The 24,369-nt window shown below is 56.3% G+C and carries 30 protein-coding genes and 1 tRNA gene; 16 read left to right on the forward strand and 15 right to left on the reverse strand.

The window, feature by feature from the left end:
- Positions 1-109 precede the first annotated feature (109 nt).
- The 9 genes from ACXADZ_RS10965 to ACXADZ_RS11005 all read left to right on the forward strand — a co-directional run bounded on the left by ACXADZ_RS10965 (position 110) and on the right by ACXADZ_RS11005 (position 6,828).
- Positions 110-592, forward strand: a complete 483-nt coding sequence (locus ACXADZ_RS10965; protein ID WP_171089284.1) for a bacterioferritin — start codon at positions 110-112, stop codon at positions 590-592.
- A gap of 164 nt (positions 593-756) precedes the next feature.
- On the forward strand, positions 757-1,533 hold the full coding sequence (locus ACXADZ_RS10970) for an isocitrate lyase/PEP mutase family protein (RefSeq protein ID WP_475196279.1): 777 nt from the start codon (positions 757-759) through the stop codon (positions 1,531-1,533).
- 181 nt (positions 1,534-1,714) lie between these two features.
- On the forward strand, positions 1,715-2,164 hold the full coding sequence (locus ACXADZ_RS10975; protein WP_171089280.1) for a tellurite resistance TerB family protein: 450 nt from the start codon (positions 1,715-1,717) through the stop codon (positions 2,162-2,164).
- Between the two features lie 20 nt (positions 2,165-2,184).
- Positions 2,185-2,622, forward strand: coding sequence for a tellurite resistance TerB family protein (locus ACXADZ_RS10980; RefSeq protein ID WP_475196283.1), 438 nt, complete (start codon positions 2,185-2,187; stop codon positions 2,620-2,622).
- A complete protein-coding gene (locus tag ACXADZ_RS10985; protein ID WP_475196286.1) occupies positions 2,619-3,371 on the forward strand; it encodes a phosphate/phosphite/phosphonate ABC transporter substrate-binding protein in 753 nt (250 codons plus the stop codon). The genes ACXADZ_RS10980 and ACXADZ_RS10985 overlap by 4 nt, the downstream gene beginning before the upstream one ends.
- 125 nt (positions 3,372-3,496) lie before the next feature.
- Positions 3,497-4,273 carry an ABC transporter ATP-binding protein gene (locus ACXADZ_RS10990; protein ID WP_475196288.1) on the forward strand — a complete coding sequence of 259 codons (777 nt, stop codon included), beginning with the start codon at positions 3,497-3,499 and terminating at the stop codon, positions 4,271-4,273.
- A gap of 33 nt (positions 4,274-4,306) precedes the next feature.
- Complete coding sequence (locus ACXADZ_RS10995; RefSeq protein ID WP_475196291.1) at positions 4,307-5,056, forward strand: transporter substrate-binding domain-containing protein; 750 nt, start codon at positions 4,307-4,309, stop codon at positions 5,054-5,056.
- Between the two features lie 81 nt (positions 5,057-5,137).
- The gene (locus ACXADZ_RS11000) at positions 5,138-6,025 is read left to right on the forward strand and encodes an ABC transporter permease (protein ID WP_171089270.1); all 888 of its coding nucleotides are present in this window, start codon (positions 5,138-5,140) and stop codon (positions 6,023-6,025) included.
- Complete coding sequence (locus tag ACXADZ_RS11005; RefSeq protein ID WP_171619349.1) at positions 6,022-6,828, forward strand: ABC transporter permease; 807 nt, start codon at positions 6,022-6,024, stop codon at positions 6,826-6,828. The genes ACXADZ_RS11000 and ACXADZ_RS11005 overlap by 4 nt, the downstream gene beginning before the upstream one ends.
- Before the next feature lie 90 nt (positions 6,829-6,918).
- On the opposite strand, the gene ACXADZ_RS11010 is transcribed toward ACXADZ_RS11005, so the two are convergent.
- Positions 6,919-6,995 (reverse strand) — tRNA-His (locus ACXADZ_RS11010).
- A 47-nt stretch (positions 6,996-7,042) separates the two neighbouring features.
- A complete protein-coding gene (locus tag ACXADZ_RS11015) occupies positions 7,043-7,525 on the reverse strand; it encodes an N-acetyltransferase family protein (RefSeq protein ID WP_475196295.1) in 483 nt (160 codons plus the stop codon).
- Between the two features lie 77 nt (positions 7,526-7,602).
- On the opposite strand from ACXADZ_RS11015, the gene ACXADZ_RS11020 reads away from it, so the two are divergent.
- Positions 7,603-7,791, forward strand: a complete 189-nt coding sequence (locus tag ACXADZ_RS11020) for a DUF6324 family protein (RefSeq protein WP_171089264.1) — start codon at positions 7,603-7,605, stop codon at positions 7,789-7,791.
- Positions 7,792-7,793: 2 nt separating this feature from the next.
- Here ACXADZ_RS11020 and ACXADZ_RS11025 read toward each other — a convergent pair whose 3' ends face one another.
- Positions 7,794-8,225, reverse strand: a complete 432-nt coding sequence (locus tag ACXADZ_RS11025; RefSeq protein WP_475196298.1) for an MmcB family DNA repair protein — start codon at positions 8,223-8,225, stop codon at positions 7,794-7,796.
- A gap of 114 nt (positions 8,226-8,339) precedes the next feature.
- On the opposite strand from ACXADZ_RS11025, the gene ACXADZ_RS11030 reads away from it, so the two are divergent.
- Both ACXADZ_RS11030 and ACXADZ_RS11035 read left to right on the forward strand, forming a co-directional pair.
- Positions 8,340-8,660, forward strand: a complete 321-nt coding sequence (locus ACXADZ_RS11030) for an ArsR/SmtB family transcription factor (RefSeq protein ID WP_171174839.1) — start codon at positions 8,340-8,342, stop codon at positions 8,658-8,660.
- Entirely contained in the window at positions 8,657-9,082 is a 426-nt protein-coding gene (locus tag ACXADZ_RS11035) for an SRPBCC family protein (RefSeq protein ID WP_171182631.1), read from the forward strand. The genes ACXADZ_RS11030 and ACXADZ_RS11035 overlap by 4 nt, the downstream gene beginning before the upstream one ends.
- 214 nt (positions 9,083-9,296) lie before the next feature.
- Here ACXADZ_RS11035 and ACXADZ_RS11040 read toward each other — a convergent pair whose 3' ends face one another.
- The 5 genes from ACXADZ_RS11040 to ACXADZ_RS11060 form a co-directional block, all read right to left on the reverse strand.
- Positions 9,297-9,602 carry a hypothetical protein gene (locus ACXADZ_RS11040; RefSeq protein ID WP_171089256.1) on the reverse strand — a complete coding sequence of 102 codons (306 nt, stop codon included), beginning with the start codon at positions 9,600-9,602 and terminating at the stop codon, positions 9,297-9,299.
- 59 nt (positions 9,603-9,661) lie between these two features.
- On the reverse strand, positions 9,662-10,144 hold the full coding sequence (nusB, locus tag ACXADZ_RS11045) for a transcription antitermination factor NusB (protein WP_171089254.1): 483 nt from the start codon (positions 10,142-10,144) through the stop codon (positions 9,662-9,664).
- Positions 10,141-10,692 carry a 6,7-dimethyl-8-ribityllumazine synthase gene (locus tag ACXADZ_RS11050; RefSeq protein WP_475196300.1) on the reverse strand — a complete coding sequence of 184 codons (552 nt, stop codon included), beginning with the start codon at positions 10,690-10,692 and terminating at the stop codon, positions 10,141-10,143. Before ACXADZ_RS11050 ends, nusB begins: the two co-directional genes overlap by 4 nt.
- A 2-nt stretch (positions 10,693-10,694) precedes the next feature.
- Entirely contained in the window at positions 10,695-11,816 is a 1,122-nt protein-coding gene (gene ribB / locus ACXADZ_RS11055) for a 3,4-dihydroxy-2-butanone-4-phosphate synthase (RefSeq protein WP_171182626.1), read from the reverse strand.
- A gap of 99 nt (positions 11,817-11,915) precedes the next feature.
- Positions 11,916-12,503 carry a riboflavin synthase gene (locus ACXADZ_RS11060; protein ID WP_171089247.1) on the reverse strand — a complete coding sequence of 196 codons (588 nt, stop codon included), beginning with the start codon at positions 12,501-12,503 and terminating at the stop codon, positions 11,916-11,918.
- Between the two features lie 140 nt (positions 12,504-12,643).
- On the opposite strand from ACXADZ_RS11060, the gene ACXADZ_RS11065 reads away from it, so the two are divergent.
- From ACXADZ_RS11065 to ACXADZ_RS11075, 3 genes are read left to right on the forward strand one after another with little or no spacing between them, the layout of a single operon-like run.
- Entirely contained in the window at positions 12,644-13,969 is a 1,326-nt protein-coding gene (locus tag ACXADZ_RS11065; RefSeq protein ID WP_475196304.1) for a capsule biosynthesis protein, read from the forward strand.
- Between the two features lie 54 nt (positions 13,970-14,023).
- Positions 14,024-15,157 carry a polysaccharide biosynthesis/export family protein gene (locus ACXADZ_RS11070; protein ID WP_475196307.1) on the forward strand — a complete coding sequence of 378 codons (1,134 nt, stop codon included), beginning with the start codon at positions 14,024-14,026 and terminating at the stop codon, positions 15,155-15,157.
- Between the two features lie 3 nt (positions 15,158-15,160).
- A complete protein-coding gene (locus ACXADZ_RS11075; protein ID WP_475196310.1) occupies positions 15,161-17,161 on the forward strand; it encodes a capsular polysaccharide biosynthesis protein in 2,001 nt (666 codons plus the stop codon).
- Positions 17,162-17,163: 2 nt separating this feature from the next.
- Here the strand turns inward: ACXADZ_RS11075 and ribD are convergent, their stop codons facing one another.
- The 6 genes from ribD to ACXADZ_RS11105 form a co-directional block, all read right to left on the reverse strand.
- Positions 17,164-18,264, reverse strand: coding sequence for a bifunctional diaminohydroxyphosphoribosylaminopyrimidine deaminase/5-amino-6-(5-phosphoribosylamino)uracil reductase RibD (ribD, locus tag ACXADZ_RS11080; protein ID WP_475196313.1), 1,101 nt, complete (start codon positions 18,262-18,264; stop codon positions 17,164-17,166).
- On the reverse strand, positions 18,261-18,731 hold the full coding sequence (gene nrdR / locus ACXADZ_RS11085; RefSeq protein ID WP_050602693.1) for a transcriptional regulator NrdR: 471 nt from the start codon (positions 18,729-18,731) through the stop codon (positions 18,261-18,263). Before nrdR ends, ribD begins: the two co-directional genes overlap by 4 nt.
- Before the next feature lie 120 nt (positions 18,732-18,851).
- Positions 18,852-19,265: a secondary thiamine-phosphate synthase enzyme YjbQ gene (locus tag ACXADZ_RS11090; RefSeq protein ID WP_171089239.1), complete on the reverse strand. Its 414-nt coding sequence runs from the start codon at positions 19,263-19,265 to the stop codon at positions 18,852-18,854.
- Positions 19,266-19,421: 156 nt separating this feature from the next.
- Positions 19,422-19,691 (reverse strand): hypothetical protein, encoded by a 270-nt coding sequence (locus ACXADZ_RS11095; RefSeq protein ID WP_475196317.1) that lies wholly within the window; start codon positions 19,689-19,691, stop codon positions 19,422-19,424.
- Positions 19,692-19,769: 78 nt separating this feature from the next.
- The gene (locus ACXADZ_RS11100; RefSeq protein WP_475196320.1) at positions 19,770-20,372 is read right to left on the reverse strand and encodes a DUF4166 domain-containing protein; all 603 of its coding nucleotides are present in this window, start codon (positions 20,370-20,372) and stop codon (positions 19,770-19,772) included.
- Entirely contained in the window at positions 20,318-20,755 is a 438-nt protein-coding gene (locus ACXADZ_RS11105) for a thiol-disulfide oxidoreductase DCC family protein (protein WP_475196321.1), read from the reverse strand. Before ACXADZ_RS11105 ends, ACXADZ_RS11100 begins: the two co-directional genes overlap by 55 nt.
- Before the next feature lie 327 nt (positions 20,756-21,082).
- Between ACXADZ_RS11105 and ACXADZ_RS11110 the strand changes: the two genes are divergently transcribed.
- Positions 21,083-22,102: a helix-turn-helix domain-containing protein gene (locus ACXADZ_RS11110; protein ID WP_475196323.1), complete on the forward strand. Its 1,020-nt coding sequence runs from the start codon at positions 21,083-21,085 to the stop codon at positions 22,100-22,102.
- Positions 22,103-22,274: 172 nt separating this feature from the next.
- Here ACXADZ_RS11110 and rpoD read toward each other — a convergent pair whose 3' ends face one another.
- On the reverse strand, positions 22,275-24,263 hold the full coding sequence (gene rpoD, locus ACXADZ_RS11115) for an RNA polymerase sigma factor RpoD (protein ID WP_171089229.1): 1,989 nt from the start codon (positions 24,261-24,263) through the stop codon (positions 22,275-22,277).
- Positions 24,264-24,369 lie beyond the last annotated feature (106 nt).

Consider the following 24,369-nt stretch of genomic DNA (forward strand, 5'->3'; position numbering starts at 1 on the left):
GGTCTGTCACCCCCACGTTGTTTTGTGGGGGCTGACCTCTTAACTGTATGAGGATGCGAAGTTTCTGCTTCGCGCCTTGGATACAGTTCAGAGATTCAGGAGATTTCCGATGAGCAACGCAACAACGATCACCAACCTTCAACAAGCACTGCATATGGAGCTGACGGCGGCGCATCAGTATCAGCTGCACGCCCATGTGCTAGAAGACTGGGGCCTTGATATTCTGGCCGAAAAGATGCGGGGCGAAATGCAGGAAGAGTTGGGCCACTCTGACGCGTTTATCGAGCGCATCCTGTTTCTGGGTGGCGTGCCCGAGCTTTCGTTTCAGAAAAGCCCGGCGGCAGCAGGTTCTTTGGAAGAGATGTTCTCTGCCGATCTGAAAGACGAAACCGAAGCTGTCGATTTCTATACCCAAGCCGCGCTGCAGGCAGCTGAAGTCGGCGATGTCGGTTCACGCACGCTGTTCGAACGCATTTTGTTGGAAGAGGAAGGTCACAAGGACTGGCTGGACACTCAACTGAGCTTGCTGAAGCGTCTGGGCGAAGCCAATTTCAGTGCGAAATTCGTATCTGGGGCAGCGGACGAGGCATAGACCGCTTACATTCGGCTTGCCGCAAATCACCCGCATAGCTCAGTCCGATAGGAATTGAGCGATGCAGGGCCCGTCACCTCAAAGTGACGTATCAAAGCAAAAAAACCTACTCGGTCGGACATCGTAACGTTAACTGTTGGTCACGTTACAACAGGAGAGTTCCGATGGCCGACCAGATCCAGAACGCGAAAACCTTCACCAGCCTTCACAAAAAGGGCGATCCGGTCATCCTTTTCAACATCTGGGACGCAGGCAGCGCCGGTGCGGTTCGGGATGCCGGTGCGCAGGCAATTGCAACTGGCAGCGCCCCGGTTGCCATGGCTCAGGGGTTCAGCGACGGACAGAACATCCCGCTTGAGGCTGCCTTGGACAACGCTCGCCGCATTGTGGCAGCAGTCGATCTGCCGGTGACACTGGATTTCGAAGGCGCTTATGCCGAAGACGCGCAGGGTATTTCAGAAAACGTGAAACGCGCTCTGGATTGCGGTGTGGTTGGTTTCAACTTCGAAGATCAGATTATTGGTGGCGCGGGGCTTTATGATGTGGCGGTTCAGGCCAAGCGCGTCGAAGCCATGCGAGAGGCGTGCGACAGCACGGGCATCCCCGCTTATGTCAATGCGCGCACCGATATCTTTCTCAAAGCTCCTGCAGAGACCCACAGCGAGGCAATGCTGGAAGAAACCATCACGCGGGCTGCGTCCTATGAAGCGGCCGGTGCCAGCGGCTTTTTTGCACCGGGCCTGAAAGACGAAGCTTTGATTGGTCGTTTGTGCGAAGCAACTAACTTGCCGGTCAACATCATCGCCCTGCCCGGCACGCCTGCTACGTCCAAGCTGGCTGAACTGGGCGTTGCTCGTGTCAGTTACGGGCCTGTGCCCTATCGTCAGATGATCAAATGGCTGACCGAGCAGGCGCAGGCGGCTTTGAACTATGAAGGCTAAGCGCCGTTGGTGGGATGGCATTGCCTTCGGTCAGTATTTCCCTCATCTCTTGGTTGAACGCATCAAACGATGAATGCAAGTTCATGGCGGCCTGCTGTCGATCGGCAATCTTGTGATCATTCAGGGCTATGGCAGGTAGTCTTCGCTTGGCGGACCACAAAATATGGAATAACCTGACCTTATGTTGAAAAAGTTCTTTCAGGCGCTCAGACCGCCTCAACATAAACACCTGCCCGATCCGGATGCCGAGCTTGCCCTGGGCGCGCTCATGGTGCGTGTGGCGCAGGCGGACCGGGACTACAAACTGGAAGAGATCAGTTTGATCGACAAGATTCTGGCCCGCCTTTACCAGCATAACGCGATTGAAGCCGCTAAAGTGCGTGCGACTTGCGAAAAGCTTCACGCAGCTGCGCCGGAAACGGATACCTTTGGCAAGCTGATCCGCGAAACGACCGACTTGAAGGAACGTCTGGCCGCGCTGGATGCGCTTTGGGAAGTTGTCCTGGCTGATGGCAGCACGGATGAAGGCGAAATGAAAATCGTCGAAGAAGCCCGCGTCGCCATGGGGTTGAGCTTCAACGACAGTAAAGCCGCACGTGAACGCGTTCAAAGCCGCTTGGATGTGAGTTAGGCGCTCGCTATATCTAACCCATGTTCAGTGACTTTCTTTCCAGGCTCACGCAGCCTCAGCCCGACCCGCTTGTCGAAGACGACGCCCGCCTTGCCCTGACGGCCCTGCTGGTGCGTCTGGCCCGTTCCGACAATGATTATTCCGATACCGAGATGGCGCGGATCGACCGCATTTCGGCGGAACGCTTTGGCCTGTCCCCGTTCGAAAGCGCTGCATTGCGCGCGCAGGCCGAGGATTTGGAGGCCGAAGCCCCCGACACGGTCCGCTTTACCCGTGCCATCAAAGAGGCTGTCGACTATGAGGACCGGCTGGCCGTGGTACAGGCCCTGTGGTCCGTAGCGCTTGCTGACGGTCATCGCACTGGCGAAGAAGATTCTCTGCTGCGTCTCGTGGTCAGCCTGTTGGGTGTAAGCGACGTGGATTCGGCCTTGGCGCGCCAAAGGGCTGCAAAATCGTGATTGCAATGCTTGGCATGTACGACATGCCTGCGCTTCAAGCTGCAAATGACCGGTTCTGGGATCTGATACGCAATCATCTGGGTTTCGGCCCGGATCACCTGACCCGAGATCAGGACATGTGGGAGGTCTGGCAGGACCCGAATCTGATATTGGCTCAGACCTGTGGGATGCCGTATCGAACCCGACTACATGGTCATGTGCAATTGGTTGGAACGCCAGATTATGGCCTGCCCGATTGTCCGGTTGGCCATTACTGCTCGGTTTTTGTCAAACGTCGGGATGACGCCCGCGATCTGCCAGATCTGGCGAACGGGACCTTTGCCTATAACGAGGCCCTGTCTCAGTCCGGTTGGGCGGCCCCAATCACGCATTTGGCGCGGATGAATCTTCGTCCTACATTTGCATTGGAAACAGGTGGCCATGCGCTTTCGGCGCAAGCCGTGGCTGAAGGCAAAGCCGATTTTGCCGCTTTGGATGCGCTGACATGGCGCCTACTGCAAGATCACACCGACCAGAATGACCGCGTGCAAGAGGTGACGAGGACCGCGCCGACACCAACATTGCCCTACATTGCCGCACAAGGGCAAAACGCTGCGCAAATCGCGCATGCCGTACGCGCTGCCATTGAAGGCCTAGAGGACACGGATCGACAACAGCTGTACCTGCGGGGCCTGGTGGACATTCCGGCGTCCGATTACCTGTCTGTTCCCAACCCACCGACCCCAAACGCCTTACTTTCGAACAGCTGACCAAATTGTCGAATGCTTTTGGTCATTTTGGGCGTTTGAGGTCTTGATTCTGTCATTTGCGCATTGCATTGACCTATTTTTTCGGTCCTAGTACCGCACCAACACCACCAACCACTGGACTGCCCGTGACAGAAACCGCTCCCGTCATCGAAATCAAAAACCTTCACAAAAGCTTCGGCAATCTCGAGGTGTTGAAAGGGGTGGATATCACGGCTCATCGGGGCGACGTGGTCTCGCTGATCGGATCATCGGGATCCGGAAAATCGACGCTGCTGCGCTGCTGCAACCTTTTGGAAGACAGTCAGCAGGGTGAAATTCTTTTCAAGGGTGAACCAGTCAAATGGTCTGGTGAAGGCCATTCGCGCCGTCCGGCGGACCCCAAGCAAGTCATGCGCATTCGCACCAATCTGTCGATGGTGTTTCAGCAATTCAATCTTTGGGCGCATATGACCATCCTACAAAATGTGATGGAGGCCCCAGTGACCGTTTTGGGCCGTGACCGGGCCGAAGTGGAAGACAGCGCACGAAAGTACCTGGACAAAGTGGGCATTGGTGACAAATGCGATGTCTACCCGGCCCAATTGTCCGGTGGTCAGCAACAGCGTGCTGCCATTGCGCGTGGTCTGTGTATGGAACCCGAGGCGCTGCTGTTCGACGAACCAACCTCGGCACTGGATCCCGAACTTGAACAAGAGGTCATCAAGGTGATTAAGGATCTGGCCGCCGAAGGGCGCACCATGATCATCGTGACCCACGACATGAAAATGGCCGCCGACATCTCAAGCCACGTGGTGTTTCTGCACCAGGGCCTGATCGAGGAAGAAGGCACGCCCGAAGATATCTTTACGTCACCCGAATCCGAACGGCTTCGGGGCTTTCTCTCCGCCACTCAGGCGGCTTAACTTCAAATACAGAACCAAACTGGGGAGTAACCAATGAAAAACCTGATTCTGTCCACCGCAGCACTGGCGCTGACTGCCGGTATCGCCATGGCCGACACCGTCCGCATGGGCACCGAGGGCGCCTACCCTCCGTATAACTTCATCAACGACGCCGGTGAGATCGACGGTTTCGAGCGTGAGGTCGGCGACGAGCTGTGCAAACGCGCAAACCTGGAGTGTGAGTGGGTTAAGAACGACTGGGATTCGATCATTCCGAACCTGGTGTCGGGCAACTACGACACCATCATCGCTGGCATGTCGATCACCGACGAGCGTGACGAGGTTATCGATTTCACCCAGAACTACTTCCCGCCTGCGGCTTCGGCCTACGTCGGTGCAGCGGAAGGCGTTGATGTTGCCGGTGGTATCGTCGCCGCGCAAACCGCAACCATTCAGGCCGGTCACGTAGCCGAATCCGGCGCGACTTTGGTTGAATTCGCAACCCCGGAAGAAACCATCGCAGCCGTACGTAACGGTGAAGCCGACGCGGTCTTTGCTGACAAGGACTTCCTGGTGCCGATCGTTGAGGAGTCGGCCGGTGAGCTGGTTTTCGTAGGCGATGACGTGCCTCTGGGCGGCGGTATTGGCCTGGGCATCCGTGAATTGGATGGCGAACTGCGTGGTAAGTTCGACGAAGCAATCACGTCGATGAAAGCAGACGGTTCGCTGAACGAACTGATCGTCAAGTGGTTCGGCGAAGGCGTGCCGACCTACAACGCTGACGGTTCGGTCGTTACAAACTAATCCGTATCAAGCGGTTCGGCGCGTTTGTCGCGCCGAACCTGGCCCGTCAGAAACGCGGGCACGACGTTCGAAAGACGCTACATGTTTTCCTTTTGCGCTGATCCAGACACGCTCGGAACATTCCGTTGGTTTTCTTGTTACCTGACCAACGGTGTCCACTGGTCCTTCTACTTATCTTTCCTCAAAGTATTGGGATTGCTGGCCGTGACTGCGCCTGTTGCGTTGGCGTTTGGCTTTATGGGTGCAATGGCAGCCCGGTCGCATTTCCCACCACTAAGCTGGCTGGGAAAAGGGTACATCGCCATTGTGCGCGGCGTCCCCGACATCGCATTCTTCCTGTTCTTTGTCATTGCCCTGGATCAGGCGTTCGAATGGACGCGGCATAAAATCCTGTGCCCCGAATGGACCGACCCGATTCGTCAGGGAAATGACTTCATCGTGTGTCAGGCGGCCAAACTGCCATTAGGGACAGCGCCGGAATGGGTGCATGAAACTTATGGGTTCTTTCTGGCAATCATCACTTTCTCAATCGTTTTCGGAGCCTTTGCCGCAAACGTTCTGTTTGGCGGCATGCGGGCAGTACCGCACGCACAACTGGAAACAGCCGAAGCTTATGGCATGACCCGTCGTCAGACTTTCTGGCGCATCCTTGTGCCGCAGATGTGGGTCTATGCCCTGCCCGGCCTGTCGAACCTGTGGATGGTACTGATCAAGGCGACGCCGCTTCTGTTCCTGCTGGGGATCGAGGATATCGTTTATTGGGCGCGCGAGCTTGGTGGCACCAAGACCTCCAGATTCACACAATATCCCCACGGCGACTGGCGCATGTGGTACTTCCTGTTCCTGCTGATTTTCTATTTGGGTATGACCCGTGTATCCGAGATTGGATTGGAAAAACTGATGCGCAAGCTGTCGCACGGACAAGCCACCTCGGGCGGTGAACTGCTACGCAAGGAGACCACGGCATGAGCTGCTTGCAGACCATTCAGGACTATGGCCTCCGTTCTCTTGGCATTGGCGAGCGCCTGCTGCCCAAGAACGATTTCACCCTGTGCGAGCAGTTTACTCTGATCGGGTCAGGTATGATCTGGAATGTGTATTTCGGGATCATGGCACTGGCGACCGGTTTCTTTCTGGCCACCGCCCTGGCCGTCGGCAAAGCCTCGACGAACAAGTGGCTGCGCAAACCTTCGGAATGGTTCATCTTCCTGTTCCGTGGCTCGCCCTTGTTTATCCAGTTCTTTTTTGCCTACTTCTTCTTCCTGTCGCTGAAGAAATCCTACCCCATGTTTGACGCGTTCACCTCGGCCTGGCTGGGGGCGCTGATCGTGCTCTTCCTGAACACCGCTGCCTATTCGGGCGAGATTTTCTATGGTGCGCTCAGATCCATTCCCAAAGGCGACATCGAAGCTGCTGATGCTTACGGCATGACCGGTTGGGCCCGTTTCCGCCGGATCGTCTGGCCCACTATGCTGCGCCTGGCATGGCCAGCTTATACGAACGAGGCGATCTTTCTGTTCCACGCCACAACGCTGGTTTTCTTCTCGGCCTTCCCAGCCTGGCAACAACGCGGAGATGCGCTGTATTACGCCAGCTACTTTGCCGACAAGACGTTCAACCCGTTCGTTCCATATCCGATTCTGGCGTTCTATTTCATTCTGCTGACACTGGTGATCGTCTGGGGTTTTGGCATGATCAACAAGCGCTTGAACCGACATCTTCCAGCTGCCAGACAAACCAAGATGCGCTTCAAACTGAACCTCGCGCGCTGATCTTCAGCGCGCGCATCGCATCGACTTTCAAGGCCATTCCAATGGCGTAACACGCGCAGTCGCGTGAAAACAAACCTGTTTTGAGAGAAGTGGTACCGCCTCCCTGGCTTGAACAGGGGACCTCTGGATCCACAATCCAGCGCTCTAACCAACTGAGCTAAGGCGGCACTCGTGAGGGGCGATGTACCGAACGCGCCGGGGGAATGCAAGAGGATTAAAGCCGAAATTTCCAGCTTTGTTCGACAAGATCGACCCCAAAGGAATGCACCGGTTTGCTGTCTGTCAGTTCCCACCCAAAAGCCTTGTAAAGCGCACATGCCGCCTTGTGGCTTTCATGGGTCCACAGAACCATTTCCTGATACCCTGCGTCCCTTGCAAAGCCTGTACAGGCTTCCAGCAGCCGTTTCCCAACCCCATGACCACGAGCCTCGGGGACAAGCAGAAACAAGCGCAGTTTTGCCGTGTGCTGATCCAGGCCTACACAAAAAATGCTGCCCAGCCGTTGCCTGCCCTGCTCTGCAATCCACCCCTTTTCGCGGGTGGGATCGTGGGATGCGATGAACTCGTCAAGGATACGTGCAACCAACGGCCCAAAACTGTCGTCAAATCCTTCATCGCGCGCATAGAGCGTACCGTGCTGTTCGACCAGCCAGGCGGCGTCGTCAGGTTGAAAGGTTCTGAGTATGACATCATCCATGATTTATCTGACCGCAAAGGTGACTTGATTCTCAACCCCGTGCGCGCTAGCAGGAATGCTCAGTCTCGGAGGCACAGATGGGCATCAACACCGAACGCGACATTCAGGCGAATCTGCAAATCGGCCCAACCGATCAGGGTATGGTGCGCTTGTTCATCGAAGCTGACGGCGTGGAAATTCCGATGGATTTCGACCCGGAAGAAGCCGAAGAAATCGCCGATGAAATCCGCGCGGCTGTCCAAGCCGCTCTGGCCGTCAAAGGCTGACGCTAAAGCCGCGGATCGCGCAACGCGTGCAGACGGCGTGCCGCATCTGTTGCAAACTTCTGAATCATTTTCTTCCGCCGTGCCGGAGCCAGTTTGTCCTCAGGCGACATGCGCACAATTTCTGCGTCATATGCGTCGGCGATGATCAAACCGGTTTCTGCGGGCAGCAGTTCAACCGGAAAATCAGTATCGACGGCCCAGAAAAACCGATCACACCACTCCAAATAGCCCTGCCATTTCGAATCTGACTGATAATCGGCCCGGCTGGATTTGCATTCGATCACCCAAAGCTCACCCTTGGGGCCTAACCCCATCACATCGACGCGCAAGCCGCGTGCCGGGACAAATTCCTCAACAGATACAAAACCATGCGTCGCAAGGTGTCGCGCGACACCTCGCGCCAGTTTCTGTCCAGGCTGCAAATCCAAAACCATTTCTCAAATGTGAACAATTAGTGAACAAAAGTAAAGCGCGCCTTCAGGCTTGACATGATACCTTTTGGTACCGCATTAATATGATACCAAATGGTATCTCATTTGAGGGTGCTTATGGAAAACCAAACTCAAAACGCGTTTCGTGCGCTGGCTGATCCAACCCGCAGGGACATCGTGCAACTGCTTGCAGTTCAGGACATGACAATCGGGCAATTGACCGACCGGTTCGACATGACCCGAGCTGCGGTCAAGAAACACCTGACTGTTCTTTCTGACGGTGGCTTGATCTCGGTCGAAGTGCGCGGTCGGGAACGCATTAATCGACTTGAACCACTGGGGATGGCCCCTGTTCTGGATTGGCTCAGCTATTTTGACCAGTTCTGGGACGACCGCCTCAACTCTCTCAAGGAAGCTGTTGAAAGGAAATCAAAATGACCGATTCTGTATTGAAGAAATCAATATTCCTCAGGGCCGAACCGGAAACCGTATGGGCTTATCTTACAGACCCTGGCCATTTGGCGGAATGGTTTCACAAACCGGAACGGCCGTTGGTCGAAGGTCAAAAGCTTGAGATGTTTGGCACCACAAGCGGCGACTTGCTGATCTGGGGCGAAGTTCGCGTCGCTAAGCCTCCCAAATATCTTGAATACACGTTCACAGTGAAACCTATGGGCGATGCTGTAAGCACCGTGAAATGGACCTTGGAGCCTGTGGCCGGTGGTACGCGTCTTGATCTGCTGCACGAAGGCTTGCCGCAGGGTGCCGATGCCTTCGAACTGATCCTGGCCTTGGACAAAGGGTGGGACGAACACTTTGGCAAGATGCGCGTGGCATTGCACGAAACTGTTGATGCCTGACCCCTTGTGCGAACCCGCCAGACACCCTAGTTAAACGCGTGGCGGGTTCTGCCCTTCTTGTGACAGGTAGCATTCTGGTGGCCTTAAGCAATTCCGAGGGGGCTGGCTCTGTTCAGGTCCTGGCCTGATTACCTGGCGCCCACCTGTACATACAGGTCCTCGGGAATCACACCGCACGGTTGACTGGTGGTCCCGCCGCAATTTTCCTTGAATTTCAGCGCTCTGCGCGGGCTTCCTGCTTGGCGAGTGCAGGCTTGAAGCTGTGCACGACAGGCGATCCACGCCGTGGACCACCGGGCTTTTCTGCCATGCTCATGATCTTGTAGGCAAATTGCACCCCGGCAAAGACGATGCCATTCATGAACCAGATCATGACCAGCGCGATCAGGCCGATTTCCGAGCCGGTGATCAGGTGGCGCAGGTTCGCCACGTTCAGCGCCAATAGTACGCCGACAAACACCGCCGAGATGACAAAACCCCAAGCGACTTGCGTGATATACAGACGGATCAGTTTCGGCATCGCATCTCTCCTTGCGCTGATATCAGAAGTCTAGCGCTTAGAGGGCGACGGTAAAGGCGTCAGAACGCCTCGGGCTGAGCCTCACGTGCCATGTGATCCAGAACGGCGTTGACGAATTTAGGCTCTTTGCCTTCGGGGAAGAAAGCGCGCGCAACGTCGACGAATTCAGTGATGACCACCTTGGGCGGCGTATCGCTTTGGGTCAGCTCTGCCCCAGCTGCGCGGAACAAGGCACGCAATGTCGGGTCAATGCGCGCAATCGGCCATTTGGCAACCAGAGCGCGGTCGGTCATCTGATCGATCGGCGCCTGATAGTTCACCGCGTTGTCGACCAGCGATCGGAAGACGCTGATATCGCCATCCAGCATTTCTTCACCCTCATAGACGGCGCCAAAACGGTGATCCAGAAACTCATTCACGACGGCTTCCGTCGTCTGGCCCGACTGCTCCATCTGGAACAGCGCCTGCACAGCATAAAGCCGGGCGGCGGATTTCATCAGGCGTTTCTGGTTGGCCGGCTTTGGCGCGTCTGTCTGGGTCATGCTGTCGTGGGTCCGTTGTTGTCGCCCGCCACAAGGATGGACTCGGACGGCGGCTTGAATCCGACGCCCTTTTTGGAAGAGCCCCACTTACGGCTGAGTGCGATCAGATGCAAGGCCGCAGCGGCCGCCCCGCCACCTTTATTCATCTTTTCTGGATTGGCGCGGACTTCGGCCTGTTCGTCATTCTCAACCGTCAGGATGCCATTGCCGATGCACAGCCCTTGCAGCCCCATCAATTGGATCGCGCGGCTCGAGTCGTTGCAGACGGTCTCATAATGCGTGGTCTCGCCACGAATGACGCAGCCCAGCGCGACATAGCCGTCGAAATTGCACTGGCGATCGGCCATCGCGATGGCGGTCGGGATCTCCAGCGCGCCCGGAACCTCAACCACCTCGCAGGTACCGCCGGCCGCTTCGATCTCGGCCTTGGCTCCGGCGATCAGGTTGTCGGCAATCGCGCGATAGAACGGGGCCGCCACGATCAACAGCTTCACCGGCTTGTCGAAACTGGGTGTCGTCAGAATGCCGTGTTTGTCTTGTTCAGCCATAATCAGTCTTCCTTCAGGATCGAACGGGTGCCCACGATGGACAGGCCAAACGCGTCGAGCCCCAAATACACGGTTTCAGGCGAGTCGGTCAGCAGCACCAGCTCTTGAATGCCCATCTTGGACAGGATCTGCGCGCCCAGACCAGTTTGCTTGATAGTGCGTGGGCCATCATCATCGATGGCATAAAGCGAGTTGCGAGGTTGCCGGAACAGGCAGACGACACCGCGCCCTTCTTCGGCGATCTTTTCCATCGCACGGGGCAACTCGCGCGAAGATTTCGGCCCGAGGCCCAGGATATCCGGCGCTTCGTGCAGCGCGTGCGTGCGGGTCAGAACCGGTTCGGGCGTGGCGATGTCGCCTTTGATCATCACGACATGTTCGATGCCATGAGTCTGGTCCGTGAAAATCCGCATTTCCCATTCGCCGCCATACTCAGACGTAACAGTCTGACGCGATGTTTCCACCACCAGATTGTCGTTGCGCGAACGATAGCTGATCAGGTCGCTGATCGTGCCGATCTTCATGTTGTGCTCTTGCGCAAACTCAACCAGGTCAGGCAGACGCGCCATGGTGCCGTCGGGCTTCATGATCTCGCAGATTACGCCGGACGGGTTCAACCCTGCCAGACGCGAGATATCAACGGCTGCCTCTGTATGGCCCGCGCGCACTAGCACCCCACCCCGCTTGGCCCGCAATGGGAAGATATGGCCGGGCGTCGCGATATGCGCCATTGTGTTCTGCTCATTGATCGCGGTGGCCACGGTCAGCGCACGATCAGCAGCGGAAATTCCAGTGCTGACGCCTTCGCGCGCTTCAATCGATACGGTGAAGGCCGTCTCGTGCCGGGACGAGTTGTTGACGGCCATCATCGGCAGCCCCAGCGCATCCACGCGTTCGGCTGTCATCGGCAGACAGATCAGGCCGCGCCCATGGGTCGCCATGAAGTTGATTGCCTCGGCATCGGCGAATTCAGCGGCAATGACCAGATCACCTTCATTCTCACGATCTTCGTGGTCGACGAGGATATACATCCGGCCGGCACGCGCTTCTTCGATGATGTCTTCGATCGGGCTGATCGCGTCGCGCAGCTGGGCCTCGACCGGTCCTGGGGTTTCAAAGCTCATGGGGCAGCCTTTCAGATGGCATGTTTGCACGGCGGCATAGACCACTCAGACCCCAAAGGCCAGCCTGCAAACGGCGCAGATCGGGCGCGACGCGACGTATCAGGACATCTCGGCCAAACGCGCGACGTAGCGGGCCAGCGTATCGATCTCAAGGTTGACACGATCACCTACATGAACGTCGCCCCAGGTGGTCACCTCTTTGGTGTGCGGAATGAAGTTGATACCAAAATCGCAATCATTCACATCGTTGACCGTCAGAGAGGTTCCGTTCAGCGCAACCGATCCTTTTGGGGCGATAAACCGCGCCAAGTCTTTGGGCGCACGCAGAGTCACACGGGTGCTGTCGCCTTCATCTTCGACGGCAACAACCTCGGCCACCCCGTCCACGTGACCGGACACGATATGGCCACCCAACTCGTCGCCGACCTTCAGCGCACGTTCAAGATTGACGCGTTTGCCAACAGTCCACGTATCCAGGTTGGTTTTCGACACAGTTTCGGCGCTGATCTGAACATCATACCAATCGTCCCCCAGTGCGATCACGGTCAGGCACACGCCATCACTGGCAATCGAAGCCCCGATATCAATACCGGACGTGTCATAGGCTGTTTTGATCCGGGCGCGCAGGTCTCCCTTCTGCTCCAATTCGGTGACGGTGCCCATGTCGGTTACGATCCCTGTAAACATTCCGTTAACCCTCAGTCCCTACGCTGTACGTGTCTATCACCGCCGAGGTAAGCCTATCAGACCGCGCGAGCAAGCCCTGCCTTGCCGTGCCTCGCCCAAACGGGCATAGTTTCGACAATAAAACCAAACGAGCAGTCCATATGCAGCATACGCCCTTAGATCCAAAAGATCGCGTATTCCTGTTTCTGCAGGGACCACATGGGCCGTTTTTCTCGGCGCTGGGAAAAATGCTGCGCGCCGCTGGGGCTCAGGTCTGGCGCGTTGGGTTCAATGCCGGTGATCAGGCATTCTGGTTCGAAAAGGCAAGCTTTTTACCATTCCTTGAACGACAAGAAAACTGGCCTGATACCCTTTGCCGGATCATGGAGGATAAGGGCGTTACCGATATCGTCCTGTACGGGGACACCCGCCCGGTCCACGCTCAGGCAGTCCAAATTGCGCAGGCGCGCGGCATTATCGTTCATGTGTTCGAGGAGGGCTATCTGCGCCCATGGTGGATCACTTATGAGCGCAACGGGTCAAACGGGAACTCTCGGCTCATGTCCCTGGATGCCCAGCAAATGCAGCAGGCTTTGGAAGTCGCGGACAGCAAATCGCCTCCGCCGCCCTCACATTGGGGGGATATGCGGCAGCATATCTTCTACGGCGCCCTCTATCATTGGTTCGTAATGTTTCGGAACGGGCGATACAAAAACTTCCGCCGACATAGGGAACTGCCCGTATCACAAGAGTTCAGACTTTACTTCAAACGCCTGATTTTGATGCCTTTTCACCGGATGCGCCGCAGTATTGCAACGGCTCATGTCAGATGGAGCGGTTATCCTTATCACCTTGCCCTGCTACAACTGGGGCATGACAGCTCAGTCCAGGCACACTCTGGCTATTCTGGTATGTGCGAATTTTTGGATCACGTGATCGAAGGCTTCGCGCAAGGCGCACCAGCCCATCACAGGTTGGTCATCAAAGAACACCCGCTGGAAAACCACCGTGAACCATTGCGCCGTCACGCGATGGAAAGCGCCAGAAGAAATGGCATCCGAGACAGAATTCACTATGTGCCCGGCGGTAAGCTTGCCAAGCTTCTGGACGATGCGAACTCGGCCGTCACAGTAAACTCAACAGCAGGTCAGCAGGTTCTGTGGCGTGGCATTCCGCTGCGAACATTCGGGCGGTCGGTTTATGAGAAGCCAGAATTTGTGTCGCAGCAACCTATCGCTGCCTTTTTCGCGGCCCCCAAGCACCCGGACAGCGATGCCTACAGGTGTTACCGACAGTTCCTTCGGGAGACCAGTCAAGTGCCCGGCGGGTTCTATTCGCGACGTGGTCGACGGCAGGCTTTGCGACGTGCCGCAGATATGATGTTGACGGCCACCGACCCCTATCAATCGATCCTCAACAAGAACGCGGCCCGGACGCCACAGTTGAAAATCGTTAAAGGACACGGCCACTCTGTGACTGGAAGTTGAGCGCCTGACCCGCTAATCTGCGCCCAAGTATAAAAAGACTGAGGATATTCGGCAGTGAACATCTCTCCTATGCGTTGGATGCGGGGGGTTTCCCTTGTGGCCGCAATCGGCCTTCTGGCGGCGTGCCAGCTTCCGAAATCCGGACCGAACAAAACCGAAATTCTGGCCGGAGCCGTTCAAAACGGTGGCAATGCATTTGTTGTCGAGGTCGATGACCGGGTAACCCGTGCCACGTCCTCGGTCCCGCAATACGGCTTTTCCTCGTCGTTTAGCAGCGCCCAGACGTTGACTGCTGATACCGTGCGACCCGGCGACGTCCTTAGCTTGACCATCTGGGAAAACGTTGATGATGGCCTTCTGTCCAGCGAAACGGGTGCAGCAACGGCGTTGGACGAGGTGCAGGTCGACAGCGAGGGTTTCATCTTTGTGCCCTATGCAGGTCGTTTGCGGGCCGCCGGAAACACACCGGAACAACTGCGTGTTCTGATCACAAACAAGTTGCAGGAACAGACGCCAGACCCTCAGGTCGAAGTACGACGCGCTGCTGGCGACGGGTCTACTGTCTCGCTGACCGGCACAGTCGCAGCACCCGGCATCTATCCAATCGAGCGGCCGACCCGGTCCTTGCTGGGCATGTTGTCTCAGGCGGGTGGCGTCTCGGTGGCGTCTGACATTGCACTGGTGACCCTGATCCGTGGAGGCCAAAAGGGCACCGTCTGGTACGAAGATTTGTACCGGAACCCCAAGCTGGACGTAGCCTTGCGCGGTGGTGACAGGATCCTCGTGGAAGAAGACAGCAGGTCTTACATCGCCCTCGGCGCCACTGGCGGCCAATCCCGCGTGGCATTTGAAAGCCAGGACTTGTCCGCGCTCGAAGCCCTTGCCCAGGTGGGCGGCCTCCTAACTCTGTCGTCGGATCCAACAGGCATCTTCATACTGCGCAAGGAACGCGAGAGCGTGGCCCGGAGCATCACAGGCCGTGCTGATCTGAAGGGTGATCAGCGCATGATTTACCTGCTGAACCTGACCTCACCCAACGGTCTGTTCATCGCGCGCGACTTCGTAATCCGCGACGATGACACGATCTATGTGACTGAAGCGCCCTACGCACAGTGGAGCAAATCGATCTCGCTTATTGCAGGTGGCCTGACGCCAATTGCGAATGTTGCCACGCTGACTGGCAACTGATGCATGATACCTGACACCGACAACGCAGCCGGGGCCAGTCGCACCCGGTTGTTTGTCTATAACGGCGGGTTTTTGTCGCAAAAGCGTCTCAAGAGAATACTGTCTCTGGCTGGCTTTGATATTCGTTTGGGCATCCCCCAAAGCGAAGATTGCGTGGGCGTCTGGGGCAACAGCCCCACGGCTCATCGAGGCTTGAGGGTCGCCGAAAAGCACGAAGTTCCAGTTCTGCGCATCGAAGATGCGCTTCTCAGGTCACTGCATCCCGGACGCGAAGGCGAACCGCCGCTGGGTCTGCTTCTGGATCGCTCGGGCTTGCATTTCGATGCGTCACGACCGTCCGATCTTGAGAAGATTCTGATCAACGATCCGTTGGACAACACCGCTCTGCTCAATCGCGCGCGCGCAGCAATCGAACGGATCAAGGAATTGCACCTCAGCAAATATTCCGCATTTGATCTGGACGAGGCTCCTCCAGATCCCGGCTACGTACTGGTCGTCGATCAAACGGTGGGAGACGCTGCAGTCACAGCCAGCGGAGCGGACCGGGCTCGTTTCCTTGAAATGCTGTTTGTCGCGCAAAAAGAAAACCCTGGCGCACAGATACTAATCAAGACACATCCGGAAACGCAGGCGGGTCATCGCCAAGGGCATTTCACCGATCAGGATCTTTCAGATCGGATCTCGCTGTTCGACGCCCCGATCAGCCCTTGGCCACTGTTGGAAGGTGCTGTCGCCGTTTATACAGTGTCCTCTCAACTGGGGTTCGAAGCCATCCTGGCCGGGCACAAACCGCTTGTGTTTGGTCAACCCTTCTATGCTGGTTGGGGCCTGACGCAGGACGAAAACCCGATTGCGCGTCGCCAACGCAACCTCACCCGCGCGCAACTTTTCGCTGCAGCTATGCTGCTGTACCCCACATGGTACGATCCATACCGGGACGAGATCTGCGATCTGGAGATGGCGCTGGACACGCTTGAAGCTCAAACCCGCGCCTGGCGTCAGGACCATAAAGGCTGGACTGCCTCGGGCATGCGTCTGTGGAAACGCAAACACATGCAGCAGATTTTTGGGCGGCACGGAAAACTAAGATTCACATCCGCGCAGCCAGAACACTCAGATCGCCCGCATATGGTCTGGGCCAGTCAGGCAAGAAACACCGAAGGAGCGGTGCGGGTTGAAGACGGGTTCCTCAGGTCGCGCGGATTGGGGGCGGAACTGGTGCCTCCACTGTCATTGGTCACGGACGAAATCGGCATCTATTACGACCCCACAAAACCCAGCCGGTTGGAGGACCTGATCAGCCTGCGCGAAACACTGCGCCCAGATCAGGAGATGCGTGCCGAACGCCTGCTAGAGCGGCTATTGGCTGAGGGATTGAGCAAGTACAACACGGGCCAACCCGCCCCTACCTTGCCTGAAGGGCACCGCATCCTGGTTCCCGGACAGGTCGAGGATGATGCTTCGATCCTGTTGGGCACAGGCGCAGTGCGCAGCAATATGGATTTGCTGCAAGCTGCTCGCGACGCCAACCCAAACGCGATCCTGATCTACAAGCCACATCCCGACGTCGAGGCCGGATTGCGTGAAGGCAAGATTGACGCAACGGTCTTGGCAGACGTTGTCGTACCCCACACGGATCCCGCTGCGTTGCTGACCCAAGTTCAGGAAGTTTGGACAATGACCTCGCTTTTGGGGTTCGAAGCTTTGTTGCGCAGGGTAAAGGTGACAACCCTTGGCGCACCTTTCTATGCCGGGTGGGGCTTGACCACAGACCTTGGGGTCGTTCCAGCCCGTCGGGGCGCAAGACCGTCATTGTTGGGTTTGGTCCACGCCACGCTGATCGACTATCCCCGCTATTTCGATCCTGTTACCGGTCAAGCCTGCCCTGTCGAAGTAGCAGTCGAGCGTCTGTCACAGGAAAACGCCGCTGCGACAGGTCCGATCAATCGATTGCTTTCAAAACTCCAGGGTGCGTTCGCAACGCATGCTCATATTTGGCGCTAGTCTTACGCAGGGGGTTTGCGCCAACGGTGCAGGATATCGTCCCCCACAACCTGCGTTTCTATAAGCTCGAACCGCGGCGCGGCTTCAAGTGTTTCAAACGCCAAGGTTCCAACGGATGAAAGCCCGTCGGCCCCGATTGTCAGACCGGCCGTAAAGCCAACCAGCTCATCCACCAAATCCTCGGCCAGAAGCGAAGCCGCAAGTGCTGCTCCGCCTTCACAGAACACACTTGTCAGCCCGGCCTGCCCCAATTGCTGAAGCAGATCCAGCGCGTCGATATGGTGATCTTTCAAGGCGCACGGGATGAGCTTTGCGCCAAGGCCCTCCCAGGCGCGTGCACGCTCGGCATCGGGGTGATGCGCATGGCAGAGCCAGACCGGTGTTTTCGAAGCTGTGCGCGCCAACTGCCCCATCAGGGATATATCCATGTGGCGCGATACCACTACGCGCACCGGCTGATGCGCGACACCCAGATCCCGCACCGTCAACGACGGGTCATCTGCGCGCGCCGTCCCTGCCCCTACCATCACCGCATCGTGGCGGGCGCGCATCGCATGAACGACACGGCGCGCCTGAGGTCCGGTGATCCATTGACTGTGTCCGGTCGAGGTAGCAATCCGTCCATCAAAACTGCTGGCCAGTTTGAGCGTGACAAACGGCCTGCACTGTTCGGTCTTTAAGAAAAAACCTTCCAAATCCCGTTCTGCTTGTTCTGCCAGAATACCGGTTTGAACCTCAATTCCGGCCTCACGCAGCATTGCAAAGCCCTGTCCGGCCACGCGTGGATCGCTGTCCTCAACGGCAGCAACAACACGAGATACACCTGCTGCGATCAAAGCCTCGGCACAGGGCGGGGTTTTTCCATGATGGGAACAGGGCTCTAGTGTCACGTAGGCGGTGGCGCCACCCGCAGCGGCTCCGGCTTGGGCCAAAGCCTCGGTCTCGGCATGAGGACGCCCTCCGGGCTGTGTCCAGCCACGCCCCACAATGCGGCCTTCACGCACAACAACACACCCGACAGCCGGGTTTGGCCAGCACGTCCCTTGACCGCGCCGCCCTAACGACAGGGCCAGCGCCATAAATCGCTTATCTGTTTCGGTCACTCGTCCGTCGGAGGCTGCGGCGGGCGCAGTTCGTGGACAAACTCCTCGAAATCATCGGCCGCCTGGAAATTCTTGTACACACTCGCAAAGCGAACATAGGCGACGGTATCGATCCGCGCCAGAGCTTCCATGACAATCTCACCGATCTTGTTGGACGGAATATCCGTGTCGCCCATGCTTTCCAGCCGGCGCACGATGCCCGAGATCATCTGATCGATCCGTTCCGGATCAACAGGCCGTTTCTGCATCGAGATGCGGATCGAACGCTCCAGCTTGTCGCGGTCGAAATCCTCGCGCTTACCGTTGGTTTTAATCACTACCAGATCGCGCAGTTGCACACGCTCATACGTCGTGAACCGCCCCCCACAGGCTGGACAGAACCGGCGTCGGCGAATTGCCACATGGTCCTCTGCCGGACGTGAGTCTTTTACCTGAGTGTCGATATTTCCGCAAAACGGGCAGCGCATCCGCCGTCTCCTCGTCCCATGTTCGGCCTCTTTTTGTAAGCGATGCGGCTTACTTATCCACAACTATAGGGCAGCCGCTAGGGTTTGGGTAGTCGGAATTTTCAACCGCAAGATAAAGGGTCAGGCCAAATGTGCAGCGACATGTCTTTGATGAGGCGCAGTGCGGTGTTCAAACAGGTAAATCCCCTGCCAGGTTCCAAGAACCATTCGGCCCTTCGACACTGGGATCGACAATGACACAGGCATGAGTGCTGCCTTGATATGTGCTGGCATGTCATCCGGCCCTTCATAAGTATGGCGCAGATAGGACATAGCAGGATGGTCAGACGGAGGCACAAGGCGTTCGAAAAAGGCCTGAAGATCAGTTTGAACCTCGGGGTCGGCGTTTTCCTGGATCAGTAGTGAGCACGAGGTATGGCGGACAAACAGAGTCAGAACGCCGTCGGCAGCCCCCTGATCCACCCAGTGACGGACGTCAGACGTGAATTCGTATAGCCCCGGACCTTGGGTGTGCACTACGAATTCAGTCTGCATCGTGACGATCCTGTTGGTTTATCAGTCGTTGAAGAACGGCCGATAATTACACTGGGCGTTTGCACCTTGTACAGATTCACTATTGCCGGGCTGAAACCCGAACGAGATAAAGCTGCTGGGTTGCACATCAGCGGACTGGGGTTGCTTGATCGAAAACTAAATCGCCGTTCTGCGTCCGGTGGTGACACTGGGCCCATAACCGCGCAAGACATAGATCCGGTCCATCCAGCCCAGTCCCAGGGTTCGGCGCGCATAATCCGCCGCTGCGCACCAGTACCCTTCCGTACGCTGATCGCCTCGCGGGATAACCTCGAAGTCCGTGGCGTTGATCGGTTCAGTTCGATACCCGTTTCGCGCAGCATCCGCAGTCAAGGGAACACTGAAGGCAACTATGGCCAATGCGGCAAGTGTAGAAAACTTTTTCATCGTTAAATCTTCCCTGATTGTGTGTCCCAGTTAGGTTAGTCCAGCTTCGCAAATTGCACAGTGCCCCTCACGATCAATTCAGCCAGCCCCCTGCATTGTGTGATCAGGTGTGAGCCAACCTTGGTACCGGATCAGCAATCCCAACCCGGGCGCATTGGCCGAAACGTCGAACCTGAACCGGCCTTGCGCGTCCTGCCATTCACGCGTGTTCGAACGCGGCAATGCAAAGGCAGGTAAAGGAACGCCAAATACGGTCAAGCGGAGAATTTCAATGTGCATCACGCCGTTTTGCAGGCTCGGTCGCAACCAAATAGAAATCGCCCCAAATTTTTCTCGGACACAGTTCCGATTTGCGTCGAAGATCAGATGCGAAGTGGTGCAATGGCCACCAAAGTCGCGGGTCCAGGTTAAGGTTTCGCCCATCCTATTTATCGTAACAGCTACAGGAACGCCTTTGCCGCCGGGAGGAAACCCGGCCAAGTTTGTCGCGATCTTGGTGAGAAAACCGGCGCCCCGCTCGATGTCACATTGGCCTGAATACTGACCTTCTGTGCTGTGCAGCCACTGAACCGCATTGGGCAAGCTGTGATTGGGGCCCAAAGCTTGCAAAAACGGGTCACTTGACATCAAAAGCCGTCGCTTGCAAATCGCGCTTTCACGTCGGCACCCGGTATCAGACATGTGCCGGATCTGCCGAACAGATTGTACCTGTTCCGTGCTATCAGGCGGTATACGGGAACTTTCAGCGCTTTGGGCAGGAAGCGACATATCGACAACAGCTTCCACATTCCCGGCAATTGACGCATGGCTGCGGCAAACGCATCCAGATGCTGATAGACCACACCATCGACGATTACCAAGTTGGTTTCAAAGTTCCGTGTCGGCAAACCCAGCTGTCGGTAGAGCTTTTGCCCAAGCGGAGACTGCGCAGTTGCAAACTGAAAACACTGCAACTTGTCATGTTTAAGCATGAACTTGAAGAACCGCGAACACAGGACGCATTCGCCGTCGAAAACAATCAGGTTCGGGCCGTAGCCTTCTGAATTTAAGACACTTTCTCGCACATCCTTGGTATCCGTGACTCCGCTTTTCTAGAAAGGTCGCAAATTTTTAAACTCGGAACAATGCGACATCTCGAAAGGGAGCGTGCCGGGGAGCGCTGAGCAGAGAGTGGTGATTTCTCCGACGGCTCTGACCTTATCCCCATAAAGGTGCTAACCCGGCAACACGCCATATCTGGGCGTTTAGACGATGATGTTCATGTGAGGCCCGGTCAATTCCTTGCGGGATTCTGCCATCGACGATTGCGGGTCTGCGAAAATCACAATCACCTTACGGAATTCTATGATATGCTGCCTATGGTTTTGTAATCGTAAGGTATTGTTATTGCGATGGACGTGGATGTTGGCCGTCTTCATTTCTTTGTTCAGGCGTTGGATCGCTACAGCGGCAATGAAAATATGTCTCGGGCTGTTCTGGGCCAAACCGGGCTGAAACCGCAAGATATCGCCCCTCCGGTTGAAACGTGCAGCATTCAGAAAGAAGCCCTCTTCATCCGGTATGCCTGTGACGCCACCAAAGATATAACATTTGCGGCCCGCACCGGGCTTGAGGTCACCTCGGCCTCAACCGTGACGGCATATATCAGTAAGTATTCCAGAGACCTGAAACAGGTGATGGAGAACCTTTCACGGTTTCACGGGATTATTGACCCGGCTATCGCGCTCAGTTTGCGCGTCGCAGGCAATTTTGCAGCTTTGGAAGCGGATTGGAAAGATGCTGGATTTGCACGCTACCATCGACGCACCGAATTTCTGATCTTCGCCGCACTGGCAAGAATGCGCAATCTGACCCGGATCAACCTGCAACCGATTGAAATTCGGTTTCAACACAAGGTTGGGGATCAAGCCAAAAGCTTTGAAAAGATTGCTGGTTTTCCGGTGATCTTTGGCTCGGAGAAAATGGAGATCGTGCTGCCACTTTCAGCGCTGGAGCTACCAGTTCCCACATATGATCCCAAACTACGTGAACATCTTCTGGAATATGGTGAACGCCTGCTGGCCGAATGCAAAAAACCAAACCGCTCGATCCGCGCGCGGACCGAAGGTATGATCACTAAGTCCCTGCCCGGCACGATTCCGCAGGCCGAGGCCATTGCGTCTGAGCTTGGGATGAGCTTGCGAACCTTTAGCCGCCGCCTGAAGGAAGAAGATACAAGCTATCGCGACATCGTGGACGACCTAAGGTGTGATTTGGCACAGACCTTTCTGAACAACCGGATGTCCTTGTCAGAGATTTCGTTTTCGCTGGGGTATGCGGATCAGGCCGCCTTCTCGACCGCCTTCAAACGCTGGACCGGGAAGCCGCCAAGCGCCTTCAAGACCCGTGTCGAACACCCCATTCGAACGTAAGACCGGGGGTCATCGGCCCTAAAGCCTCGCCCCGGCCCTGTCCCATGAGTGGACAAGACCGATATAGAAATCGACAGCGCCCGTGCCGTGTGAATTCCCGCCAATGTGATGAGAGAACAGGCCAATGTGATGGCCAAACGAATAAGGCGCCTCGTGTGAGGCGCCTTTGTATCTACTGATCCAGGAAAGACCGTAGCTTTCGAGATCGGCTTGGGTGCTTCAACTTGCGCAGCGCCTTCGCTTCGATCTGGCGGATACGCTCGCGGGTCACGCTGAACTGCTGGCCAACTTCTTCCAGCGTGTGGTCGGTGTTCATACCGATGCCAAAACGCATCCGCAGAACCCGTTCTTCACGCGGGGTAAGCGAGGCCAGAACCCGAGTGGTCGTTTCCTTGAGGTTCTCTTGAATGGCGCTGTCCAGAGGCAGCACGGCATTCTTGTCCTCGATGAAATCGCCCAGCTGGCTGTCTTCTTCGTCACCGATTGGTGTTTCCAGCGAGATTGGTTCTTTGGCGATTTTCATCACCTTGCGAACCTTCTCAAGCGGCATTTGCAGCTTTTCAGCCAGTTCTTCCGGCGTCGGCTCGCGGCCGATCTCATGTAGCATCTGGCGACCGGTCCGAACCAGCTTGTTGATCGTTTCGATCATGTGAACTGGAATACGGATGGTCCGCGCCTGATCGGCAATCGAGCGCGTGATCGCCTGACGAATCCACCACGTCGCATAGGTCGAGAACTTATAGCCGCGGCGGTATTCGAACTTGTCCACCGCCTTCATCAGGCCGATGTTACCTTCCTGAATAAGATCAAGGAATTGCAGGCCACGGTTCGTGTATTTTTTGGCAATCGAGATCACCAGACGTAGGTTGGCCTCGACCATTTCCTTTTTGGCCTGACGCGCCTCTTTCTCGCCCTTCTGAACCTGTTGCACGATGCGGCGGAATTCAGAAATATCCAGACCGACATACTGACCGACCTGAGCCATATCGTTGCGCAGTTCTTCGACCTTAGCCGTCGAGCGTTCGATGAACATCTGCCACCCGCGGCCCGGCTTTTCTGCCATCTCGGACAACCAGTTCGGATCCAGTTCGCGACCCCGGTAGGCTTCGATGAACTCACGACGGTTGATACGGGCCTGATCGGCAAGCTTCACCATCGCGCTGTCCAGAGACATGACACGGCGGTTGATACCATAAAGCTGGTCGATCAGCGCTTCGATCCGGTTGTTGTGTAGATGAAGACCGTTCACCAGCTCAACGATTTCGGCGCGCAGCTTCTGATAGGTTTCTTCGTCTTTTTCACTGAACGAGCCATCTTCATTCAGGGTGGCCGAAATCCGGCTATCCTGCATTTCCGACAACATCGAGAAATCGGTTGAGATGCGTTCAAGCGTGGTCAGGACTTGATCCTTCAGCGCCGCTTCCATCGCGGCCAGCGACATGTTGGCCTGATCGTCATCATCGTCGTCATCGTCATTGTTCAGCGGGTTGCCGTCAGCATCCAGCTCGGGGCCGGTGTCCTTTGCGGGCTTCGCTGCCTGCACTGTGGATGTGTCGACCACAGGCTCTTCCACATCACCGTCTTCGTCCATCTGATTGCCAAATGTGGCCTCCAGATCGATGACGTCGCGCAGAAGAATGTCTTCGGACAACAATTCGTCATGCCAGATGGTGATCGCCTGGAAGGTCAGCGGGCTTTCGCACAGCCCCTGGATCATGGTGTTCCGACCCGCTTCAATCCGCTTGGCGATGGCAATTTCGCCCTCGCGGCTCAGCAGTTCAACCGAACCCATCTCGCGCAGATACATGCGGACGGGGTCGTCTGTTCGGTCCAGTTTTTCTGTGGCGGCCCCAGCCAATGCAACTTCACGGTTGCTATCGGTGGTGGTCAGTTCGGTCGAGCCTTTGTTCTCTTCCTCTTCTGCCTCTTCATCTTCGATGATGTTAATGCCCATCTCGGACAGCATCGACATAACGTCTTCGATTTGCTCCGAGCTGACCTGATCTGGTGGCAGAACCTGATTGAGCTGGTCGTAGGTGATGTAACCTTTCTCGCGGGCCTCGGCGATCATCTTCTTGACCTGGGCCTGACTCATGTCCAGCGAGATTTCCTGTTCCTGCTCTTCGGATTTGCGATCTTCGGTCGTGTCTTTGGCGGCCATTCAATGCTCCTGCAGGGATGGGTGATTCGTTTGAACCGAATCATTAGCGCGTAGAAGTGATTCGGCCACCCGTTTACCCGTTTTTCTTTTCCAGTGCCTTATGAAA

It is taken from the genome of Ruegeria sp. ABM4_193, assembly GCF_056158705.1.

What these genes read in the sequence shown, in the direction of transcription:
- ACXADZ_RS10965 (WP_171089284.1), top strand. Translation starts at nt 110, where the DNA reads ATGAGCAACGCAACAACGATCACCAACCTTCAACAAGCACTGCATATG.
- ACXADZ_RS10970 (WP_475196279.1), top strand. Translation starts at nt 757, where the DNA reads ATGGCCGACCAGATCCAGAACGCGAAAACCTTCACCAGCCTTCACAAA.
- ACXADZ_RS10975 (WP_171089280.1), top strand. Translation starts at nt 1,715, where the DNA reads ATGTTGAAAAAGTTCTTTCAGGCGCTCAGACCGCCTCAACATAAACAC.
- ACXADZ_RS10980 (WP_475196283.1), top strand. Translation starts at nt 2,185, where the DNA reads ATGTTCAGTGACTTTCTTTCCAGGCTCACGCAGCCTCAGCCCGACCCG.
- ACXADZ_RS10995 (WP_475196291.1), top strand. Translation starts at nt 4,307, where the DNA reads ATGAAAAACCTGATTCTGTCCACCGCAGCACTGGCGCTGACTGCCGGT.
- ACXADZ_RS11000 (WP_171089270.1), top strand. Translation starts at nt 5,138, where the DNA reads ATGTTTTCCTTTTGCGCTGATCCAGACACGCTCGGAACATTCCGTTGG.
- ACXADZ_RS11005 (WP_171619349.1), top strand. Translation starts at nt 6,022, where the DNA reads ATGAGCTGCTTGCAGACCATTCAGGACTATGGCCTCCGTTCTCTTGGC.
- ACXADZ_RS11015 (WP_475196295.1), bottom strand. Translation starts at nt 7,525, where the DNA reads ATGGATGATGTCATACTCAGAACCTTTCAACCTGACGACGCCGCCTGG.
- ACXADZ_RS11020 (WP_171089264.1), top strand. Translation starts at nt 7,603, where the DNA reads ATGGGCATCAACACCGAACGCGACATTCAGGCGAATCTGCAAATCGGC.
- ACXADZ_RS11025 (WP_475196298.1), bottom strand. Translation starts at nt 8,225, where the DNA reads ATGGTTTTGGATTTGCAGCCTGGACAGAAACTGGCGCGAGGTGTCGCG.
- ACXADZ_RS11030 (WP_171174839.1), top strand. Translation starts at nt 8,340, where the DNA reads ATGGAAAACCAAACTCAAAACGCGTTTCGTGCGCTGGCTGATCCAACC.
- ACXADZ_RS11035 (WP_171182631.1), top strand. Translation starts at nt 8,657, where the DNA reads ATGACCGATTCTGTATTGAAGAAATCAATATTCCTCAGGGCCGAACCG.
- ACXADZ_RS11040 (WP_171089256.1), bottom strand. Translation starts at nt 9,602, where the DNA reads ATGCCGAAACTGATCCGTCTGTATATCACGCAAGTCGCTTGGGGTTTT.
- nusB (WP_171089254.1), bottom strand. Translation starts at nt 10,144, where the DNA reads ATGACCCAGACAGACGCGCCAAAGCCGGCCAACCAGAAACGCCTGATG.
- ACXADZ_RS11050 (WP_475196300.1), bottom strand. Translation starts at nt 10,692, where the DNA reads ATGGCTGAACAAGACAAACACGGCATTCTGACGACACCCAGTTTCGAC.
- ribB (WP_171182626.1), bottom strand. Translation starts at nt 11,816, where the DNA reads ATGAGCTTTGAAACCCCAGGACCGGTCGAGGCCCAGCTGCGCGACGCG.
- ACXADZ_RS11060 (WP_171089247.1), bottom strand. Translation starts at nt 12,503, where the DNA reads ATGTTTACAGGGATCGTAACCGACATGGGCACCGTCACCGAATTGGAG.
- ACXADZ_RS11065 (WP_475196304.1), top strand. Translation starts at nt 12,644, where the DNA reads ATGCAGCATACGCCCTTAGATCCAAAAGATCGCGTATTCCTGTTTCTG.
- ACXADZ_RS11075 (WP_475196310.1), top strand. Translation starts at nt 15,161, where the DNA reads ATGATACCTGACACCGACAACGCAGCCGGGGCCAGTCGCACCCGGTTG.
- nrdR (WP_050602693.1), bottom strand. Translation starts at nt 18,731, where the DNA reads ATGCGCTGCCCGTTTTGCGGAAATATCGACACTCAGGTAAAAGACTCA.
- ACXADZ_RS11090 (WP_171089239.1), bottom strand. Translation starts at nt 19,265, where the DNA reads ATGCAGACTGAATTCGTAGTGCACACCCAAGGTCCGGGGCTATACGAA.
- ACXADZ_RS11095 (WP_475196317.1), bottom strand. Translation starts at nt 19,691, where the DNA reads ATGAAAAAGTTTTCTACACTTGCCGCATTGGCCATAGTTGCCTTCAGT.
- ACXADZ_RS11100 (WP_475196320.1), bottom strand. Translation starts at nt 20,372, where the DNA reads ATGTCTGATACCGGGTGCCGACGTGAAAGCGCGATTTGCAAGCGACGG.
- ACXADZ_RS11110 (WP_475196323.1), top strand. Translation starts at nt 21,083, where the DNA reads ATGGACGTGGATGTTGGCCGTCTTCATTTCTTTGTTCAGGCGTTGGAT.
- rpoD (WP_171089229.1), bottom strand. Translation starts at nt 24,263, where the DNA reads ATGGCCGCCAAAGACACGACCGAAGATCGCAAATCCGAAGAGCAGGAA.